A 6,729-nucleotide genomic window follows, 5' to 3' on the forward strand; every position below is an offset into this window, starting at 1 on the left:
CCGCGGTCCCTTCGCTCGCGACGATGTCGGCGACGCTGCGCAGATTGGCGGCGCTGGTCCCGATCGCCAATATCTGCGTGCCGCGATCGATCCCGGCGGAGAGGGCGGGGGCGCCTTCATAGGCTTCGGCGATAATCACGCGCTGGGTCGAGGGATCGTAAGTCAGGCGGACGCCGAAGCCGGCGCTCGACCCGCTGCTATAATAGGCCTCTTCTTCGGCGATCGAGGTGACGTAAGTGAAATAGCGATCCTTGCTCTGCGCTCGCGCAGGCGCCACCAGCGCGTCGATATAATCCTGCACGGTCGAATAGCTGGCCGGATTGACGTTCGTCGCGACATCGTTCGGGAAGAGATACCATTCGTCGATCACCGACTTGGCAAAGGCCTGCTGTGCCGACAGGCCGCAGCTTGCGGTCGGCGTGGGGGTCGGGCTGGGTGTCGGGGTGACCGTTACCGGCCCGCTCCCCGCCGTGCTGCCACCTCCTCCTCCGCCGCACGAGGCAAGCATCAGCGCCGCCATCGTCAATGCGGTCAGCGGCACCCTCGGTTTCGCCATGTCCCTACTCCCCTTCGTCATGCTCCGGCGCGGTATCGCCGCGTCCTTTGAACCCTTGCGCGATCACATATAGCTCGGGCGACCCCTTGCGGCTTGCAGGCGGCTTCGCATGTTTCACGCTCGCGAAATTCTGCTTGAGCAGCATCAGCAATTCGCGGTCGGCGCCGCCGGCGAACACCTTGGCGACGAAAGCGCCGCCGGGCAGCAGCGTCTGGACCGCAAAATCGGCGGCCGTCTCGGCGAGAGCGATAGTACGCAGATGGTCGGTCTGCGGGTGGCCGACGGTGTTGGCTGCCATGTCGGAGATGACGAGGTCGGGTGCGCTGCCGAGCGCCTCGATCAGCGCGTCGGGGGCGGCGTCGTCCATGAAATCCATCTCGAGGATCGCGACGCCTTCGATCGGTTCGCAGGCGAGCAGGTCGATACCGGCAACGCGCGCGCGCGGGTTGGCCTTGCGCACCACCTGCGACCAGCCGCCGGGGGTGATGCCCAGATCGACGACCGCGCGCGCCTTCTTGAGGAAGCCGAATTTGTCGTCGAGCTCGATCAGCTTGTACGCGGCGCGCGAGCGATAGCCTTCGGCCTGCGCACGCCGGACATAGGGGTCGTTGAGCTGGCGCTGCAGCCAGCGCGTCGAGGATGCGGTGCGCCGACGCGCGGTCTTGACGCGCTCGTGCAGTCCGCCGCGCCCGCTGGCGCTTCCGCCTCCGCCCTTGCGCCCGCTCATTTGCGATACTCGCGCCGGGTGACCGGAATGTCGCGCCCCTGCATCGCCAGCGTGCGCAATATCCCTTCGCGGATGCCGCGATCGGCAACGCCGACGCGCAGCGCGGGCCACAGATCGATGATGCTTTCAAGGATCGCGCAGCCCGCGACGACGAGGTCGGCGCGTTCGCGGCCGATGCAGGCGATTTCGGCGCGGTCGTCGAGGCTCGCCTCGGCCAGCCGGCGGCTGATGTCGCGCATCGCGTCGGTGGGAACGACCAGCCCGTCGACCGCGCGCCGATCATATCGCGGCAGATCGAGGAAGACGCTCGCCAGGGTCGTTACCGTGCCGCTCGTGCCGAGCAGGCGCAGCGGCTGGCCTTCGTAGCACTTCACCCGTTCGGCGAAACCGGCGAAGGCCTCGCGCGTCACCGCGCGCATATGCGCATAGCTCGCCTGCCGGGCCGAGAGATTATCCTCGCTCGGCGGCGCATGTTCGGTCAGCGAGACGACGCCCCACGGCACGCTGATCCAGTCGCGGATCGCAACATCATGGTCGGATATATCGACGTGCATCAGCTCGGTCGAACCGCCGCCGATGTCGAAGATCAGCGCCGGACCGTCGCCGGGTTCCATCAGATTGTGGCAACCCAGCGCGGCGAGTCGCGCTTCCTCGGCGGCCGAGATGATGTCGAGCACGATACCGGTTTCGCGGCGCACCCGGTCGGCCAGCTCGACCCCGTTGGCGGCGCGGCGGCACGCCTCGGTCGCCACCGCGCGTGACAGGGTGACATGGCGGCGGCGCAGCTTGTCGGCACAGATGGCGAGCGCGGCGACGGTGCGGTCCATCGCGGCTTCGCTGATCCGGCCGGTGCTGTGCAGCCCTTCGCCGAGGCGCACGATGCGCGAAAAAGCGTCGATGACGACCAGTTCGCCTTCCTGCGGGCGCGCGATCAGCAAACGGCAATTATTGGTGCCAAGGTCGATGGCGGCATAGCTGCGCGGCCGTACGACCGGCACGGGCCGCGGGGGCGGTGCCGTCTTGTTTCGTCCCTTTGCCGCCTGTCCTGACCGCGGCGGTCGGCCCGATGGCGCTGCCATTTGCCGCATGATTTAAATGACCTGTCTCAACTCACCCACCCGCGATCAGCCGCGGGCGTGCACTTGAGACCGAACCTAGGCGCGCCCCGGCGCGATGGCAAGGTGCATGGCGCAGCAAAACCCCGCCCGGCGCGGGGCCGGACGGGGCAAGGGAGACTGTCTTTTGTTGGGGCTCGGGCCTGCCTTAGCGACGGCAGCCGTCATTGCCCTTGTCGATGGCGCGGCCGGCGATGGCGCCGACGGCGCCGCCGATGATCGTGCCGACGGTGCGGTCGCCGCGGCCGGCGATTTCATGGCCGGCGAGGCCGCCCGCGATCGCGCCGATGATGGTGCCGCCGGTGCCATTGTCGCACTGGCGATAATTGCGGCGGTCGTAGCGACGATCGTAGCGGCGGTCGGCCCGATAGTCGCGGCGGTCATAGCGGCGGTCGTAACGGTCGTGGCGACGGTCGTCGCGACCATAGCCGCTGTAATAGGTGCCATAGCTGCCGTCGTAATAGCCCTGCTGGGCGGCGGCCGGCGTCGCCACGCCCAGCGTCGCGGTCGACATCAGGGCGGCGAGGGAGAGCGTCATCATCTTTTTCATCGTCTTTCTCCTTCAATCTCTTGTGTCTGCCCGGTGCGGGCGGTGGGTCGATGAAGGGGTTTTGCCCGATTCGGCTTGAGGGAAGCCTGAACACCATTGTTGGCATTCGTTCAGCTTCGCGCGCCCGGACGCCGGGCTTGCCTGCGAGGAAGGTTCGGGCCTATCGCCGCGGCGATGCGCCGCCTTCTCTCCGCCGCCGCCATCTTCCTCTTGCTCGGCCCGCTGCCCGGAACCGAGCAGCGGTTGCGTGTCATGGACCGCACCTCTCAGCGGATCGAGGCGCGGCCCCTGGTCTATCCGGCGGGGCAGACCGGGATGCTGCGCTTCGTGCGCGGCTGGCGACTGGTTAGCCCCAATGCCATGTTCGGCGGCTTTTCGGCGCTGGCGCTGACCGGCCCCGACCGGTTTCAGATTGCCGGCGATAACGGCGTCCTGGTCCGCATGACCCTGACCGACGAGGGGCATCCGCGCGCGGCGCATATCGGCACGATAGCGTCACCGATCGGTGGTGGGCGCTACAAATCGCAGAGCGATGTCGAATCGATGCTGGTCGACCGGCAAAGCGGACGAACCTGGCTGGCGCTCGAAGGGCTCAACCAGGTCTGGCGGCTCGACCCGACGCTGACGCATATCGAATCGCGCCGCGCCTTGCCCGAACCGGCCTGGCCGTCGAACAGCGGGCCGGAGGCGATGGCCCGGCTGGCCGACGGCCGGACCCTGATCTTTTCCGAAGACGCGCATAGCGATCCGCGGGGACGAGAGGCGCTGCTCTACACGGGCGACCCGGCCGCACCGGGGCCGGCGCCGCTGCGCTTCTTCTATGATGCTGAAGGAAAGGGGCTGGTCAGCGACGCCGCGCCGCTACCCGACGGCCGCGTTCTGCTGGTTCACCGGCGGCTGGGTCTTTCCCCGATCTTCACGACGACCCTCGCGATCGTCGACCCCGCCGATATCGCGAAGGACGCTGTCGTCCGGTCGGTGGCGATCGGTCAGGTTCCGGCGCCGCTCGCCGACAATTATGAAGGGGCGGCCGTTATGCGGCGGGATGGCCGCACGTTCGTGTGGCTCGTCGCGGACAATAATTTCAACGCCTGGCAGCGCAGCCTGCTCGTCGAATTCGAACTCGTCGACCTGCCGGGCAGCAAAAAGGCCGCGCGGTAAAACCGGCGGCCTTTTTGTCGCAGCACGTCGAAGGACGAATCAGGCGGCCTTTTCGGCCAGCTTCTTCGCGACTTCCTTCTTGATCTTGCGGGCGTTGTCCGAAAGCAGATTGTCGCCGGTCTTCATCAGCCAGTTGTCGAGGCCGCCATTATGTTCGACCGAACGCAGGCCGTGGGTCGACACGCGCAGCTTCACGCCCTTGCCGAGCGCGTCCGACAGCAGCGTCACATTCTGCAGGTTGGGCAGGAAGGTACGCTTGGTCTTGTTGTTGGCGTGGCTGACATTGTGGCCAACCTGGCGGCCCTTGCCGGTCAGTTCGCAAATGCGCGACATCGTCTTCTTCCTCACAAAATCTGGGCGGCGTGCCGGTTGGCGCGAAAGGCGCCGAAGGGACCGGGTGGGCCGGGAAAGGCGCGCGCTTATCGGCTTGCCGGAGATTCGTCAAGTCATTAGGGCAGATTCCACTGACGTGGAAGGCGGCACCGGCGCGCTCCTCCACCCGGCCTCCCCGACGATAGCAAGCTGGGGGAGGCCGGGTGGAGGAGCGGGCCGGTGCCGGGCTTTCCTGCGCAGCAGGAAAAGATGATGCCAACCCGTTTCCCGCTTCCCGAACCCATGCGCCGCGCGCTCGACCTTGCCCGGATCGCCGCCGATTGGGGCGAAGTGCCGGTCGGTGCGGTCGTCGTCAAGGACGGGGCGATCGTGGCCGAAGGCCATAACCGCCCGCGCGAATCGCACGATCCCACCGCGCATGCGGAGATTGTAGCGATTCGGGCGGCCGCGGCGAAGCTCGGCAACGAGCGGCTCGACGGCTGTGACCTCTATGTCACGCTGGAACCCTGCGCGATGTGCGCGGGCGCCATCGCCCATGCCCGAATCGCGCGCCTCTATTATGGCGCCGACGATCCGAAGGGCGGGGCGGTCGCGCATGGTCCGCGCGTCTTCGCGCAGCCGACGATCCATCATCGCCCCGAAATCTACGACGGGATCGGTGCCGGCGAAGCAGCGACGCTGCTCCGCGATTTCTTCGCGGCGCGGCGCTGACGGTCAAAATCCCAGCAATTGATCGACCCATTGCGGCACCAGCTGTGTCGCCGGTCCCTGCCGCGCCTCGTCGAACCAGTAGCTGCCCTGGCTCGGCTCCATGTTGAGCTCGAGCGTGCGTGCGCCCGCCTGCCGCGCTTCGCGCACGAAACCCGCGGCGGGATAGACCGCGCCGGAGGTGCCGATGGAAACGAACAGGTCGGCGCGGTTGATGGCGCGATATATGTCGTCCATCCGATAGGGCATCTCGCCGAACCACACGACGTCGGGGCGCAGATAGCCGACCATGCCGCACGCCGGGCAGGCGGGGCGGTCGATCAGCGTGCCGGTCCACGGGCTGCGCCGGTCGCACGCGGTGCACCACGCGTTCAGATGTTCGCCGTGCATGTGGATCAACCGCTTCGCGCCCGCGCGCTCGTGCAGATCATCGACATTTTGCGTGACGATCAGCAACTCGCCGGGCCAATGCGCGTCGAGCCGTGCCAGCGCAGCATGGGCGGCGTTGGGCTGTTTGGTCTGGATCGCGGCGCGGCGCGCATCGTAAAAGCGGTGGACCAGATCGGGATCGCGGACGAAGGCTTCGGGCGTCGCCACATCCTCGACCCGGTGCTGTTCCCAAAGCCCGCCGCTGTCGCGGAAGGTGTCGATACCGCTTTCGGCCGACACGCCCGCGCCGGTCAGGATCACGATGTTATGGACGCCGCTCATGCGGCCTCTCTATCGGGACGCACCGGCGGCTTCATCCTTTTTCGTCAATCCGGCCCGCACGGGGCGAACGGTGCCTCGACTTCGCGCGATCCGAAGCGCTAAGGGGGATGGGGTAAGGGGACGCGTCATGACGAGCATCGGCATCATCGGCAGTCAGGGACGGATGGGCGTCGCGCTCGCCGCCGCGATTTCGGAGGCGGGGCAGCGCAGCTGCGGCGTCGACAAGGGCGGTGATGTCGCGCGGCTCGTTGCTGCCGCCGATGTGCTCGTCGATTTCTCGTCGCCCGGGGCGCTGGAGGCGACGCTCGATGCCTGCATCACCGCAAGGAAGCCCATCGTCATCGGCACGACGGGGCTTGAGGAGCGTCACCATTATCTGATCGACGATGCCGCAAAGGACATCGCGGTGCTCCAGACGGGCAATACTTCGCTTGGCGTCACGCTGCTTGCGCATCTGGTGCGCGAGGCGGCGGCGCGGCTCGACGCCGATTGGGATATCGAGGTGCTGGAAATGCATCACCGGATGAAGGTCGATTCGCCGAGCGGCACCGCCCTGCTGCTTGGTCAGGCAGCCGCCGAGGGGCGCGGCATCAGCCTCGACCGCTGCTCCGAACGTGGCCGCGATGGCGTCACCGGGGCGCGTGGCCATGGCAAGATCGGCTTCGCATCGCTGCGCGGCGGGACCATCGCGGGCGACCATGATGTCATCTTCGCCGGGCCGGAGGAAATGATCACCCTGTCGCATCGCGCCGAAAACCGCATGATCTTCGCGCGCGGCGCGGTGCGGGCGGCGCTGTGGCTGATCCACCAGCCGCCGGGTCGCTACACGATGCCGCAGGTGCTCGGCCTCTGAACGGGCTTGCGGCGC

General features: G+C 67.4%; 8 protein-coding genes and 1 pseudogene. 3 read left to right on the forward strand and 6 right to left on the reverse strand.

The genetic code is table 11. From position 1 onward, the window contains the following. The 4 genes and pseudogenes from ABS88_RS22355 to ABS88_RS22370 all read right to left on the reverse strand — a co-directional run. Positions 1–556, reverse strand: a pseudogene (locus ABS88_RS22355) (S41 family peptidase); the annotation flags it as partial. Between the two features lie 4 nt (positions 557–560). Further along, a complete protein-coding gene (locus ABS88_RS22360) occupies positions 561–1,283 on the reverse strand; it encodes an RlmE family RNA methyltransferase (RefSeq protein ID WP_058811052.1) in 723 nt (240 codons plus the stop codon). Next, on the reverse strand, positions 1,280–2,371 hold the full coding sequence (locus ABS88_RS22365; protein WP_081611226.1) for a Ppx/GppA phosphatase family protein: 1,092 nt from the start codon (positions 2,369–2,371) through the stop codon (positions 1,280–1,282). The genes ABS88_RS22360 and ABS88_RS22365 overlap by 4 nt, the downstream gene beginning before the upstream one ends. A 175-nt stretch (positions 2,372–2,546) precedes the next feature. Next, positions 2,547–2,948, reverse strand: coding sequence for a glycine zipper 2TM domain-containing protein (locus ABS88_RS22370; protein ID WP_003050684.1), 402 nt, complete (start codon positions 2,946–2,948; stop codon positions 2,547–2,549). Positions 2,949–3,122: 174 nt separating this feature from the next. Between ABS88_RS22370 and ABS88_RS22375 the strand changes: the two genes are divergently transcribed. Next, positions 3,123–4,109 carry an esterase-like activity of phytase family protein gene (locus tag ABS88_RS22375; RefSeq protein ID WP_286750624.1) on the forward strand — a complete coding sequence of 329 codons (987 nt, stop codon included), beginning with the start codon at positions 3,123–3,125 and terminating at the stop codon, positions 4,107–4,109. A gap of 39 nt (positions 4,110–4,148) precedes the next feature. Here ABS88_RS22375 and rpmB read toward each other — a convergent pair whose 3' ends face one another. Then, positions 4,149–4,442: a 50S ribosomal protein L28 gene (rpmB, locus tag ABS88_RS22380; protein WP_003050690.1), complete on the reverse strand. Its 294-nt coding sequence runs from the start codon at positions 4,440–4,442 to the stop codon at positions 4,149–4,151. Positions 4,443–4,694: 252 nt separating this feature from the next. On the opposite strand from rpmB, the gene tadA reads away from it, so the two are divergent. Beyond that, on the forward strand, positions 4,695–5,153 hold the full coding sequence (gene tadA, locus ABS88_RS22385; RefSeq protein ID WP_040590678.1) for a tRNA adenosine(34) deaminase TadA: 459 nt from the start codon (positions 4,695–4,697) through the stop codon (positions 5,151–5,153). A 3-nt stretch (positions 5,154–5,156) separates the two neighbouring features. On the opposite strand, the gene ABS88_RS22390 is transcribed toward tadA, so the two are convergent. Further along, the gene (locus ABS88_RS22390) at positions 5,157–5,861 is read right to left on the reverse strand and encodes an NAD-dependent deacylase (RefSeq protein ID WP_286750625.1); all 705 of its coding nucleotides are present in this window, start codon (positions 5,859–5,861) and stop codon (positions 5,157–5,159) included. A 127-nt stretch (positions 5,862–5,988) separates the two neighbouring features. On the opposite strand from ABS88_RS22390, the gene dapB reads away from it, so the two are divergent. Beyond that, positions 5,989–6,714 carry a 4-hydroxy-tetrahydrodipicolinate reductase gene (gene dapB / locus ABS88_RS22395; RefSeq protein ID WP_062901184.1) on the forward strand — a complete coding sequence of 242 codons (726 nt, stop codon included), beginning with the start codon at positions 5,989–5,991 and terminating at the stop codon, positions 6,712–6,714. Positions 6,715–6,729 lie beyond the last annotated feature (15 nt).

This window comes from Sphingopyxis sp. SCN 67-31, assembly GCF_001725095.1.

Excerpts from the sequence above, each read along its gene's own strand:
- ABS88_RS22360 (WP_058811052.1), bottom strand. The coding sequence starts at position 1,283 with ATGAGCGGGCGCAAGGGCGGAGGCGGAAGCGCCAGCGGGCGCGGCGGA.
- ABS88_RS22365 (WP_081611226.1), bottom strand. The coding sequence starts at position 2,371 with ATGCGGCAAATGGCAGCGCCATCGGGCCGACCGCCGCGGTCAGGACAG.
- ABS88_RS22370 (WP_003050684.1), bottom strand. The coding sequence starts at position 2,948 with ATGAAAAAGATGATGACGCTCTCCCTCGCCGCCCTGATGTCGACCGCG.
- ABS88_RS22375 (WP_286750624.1), top strand. The coding sequence starts at position 3,123 with ATGCGCCGCCTTCTCTCCGCCGCCGCCATCTTCCTCTTGCTCGGCCCG.
- rpmB (WP_003050690.1), bottom strand. The coding sequence starts at position 4,442 with ATGTCGCGCATTTGCGAACTGACCGGCAAGGGCCGCCAGGTTGGCCAC.
- tadA (WP_040590678.1), top strand. The coding sequence starts at position 4,695 with ATGCCAACCCGTTTCCCGCTTCCCGAACCCATGCGCCGCGCGCTCGAC.
- ABS88_RS22390 (WP_286750625.1), bottom strand. The coding sequence starts at position 5,861 with ATGAGCGGCGTCCATAACATCGTGATCCTGACCGGCGCGGGCGTGTCG.
- dapB (WP_062901184.1), top strand. The coding sequence starts at position 5,989 with ATGACGAGCATCGGCATCATCGGCAGTCAGGGACGGATGGGCGTCGCG.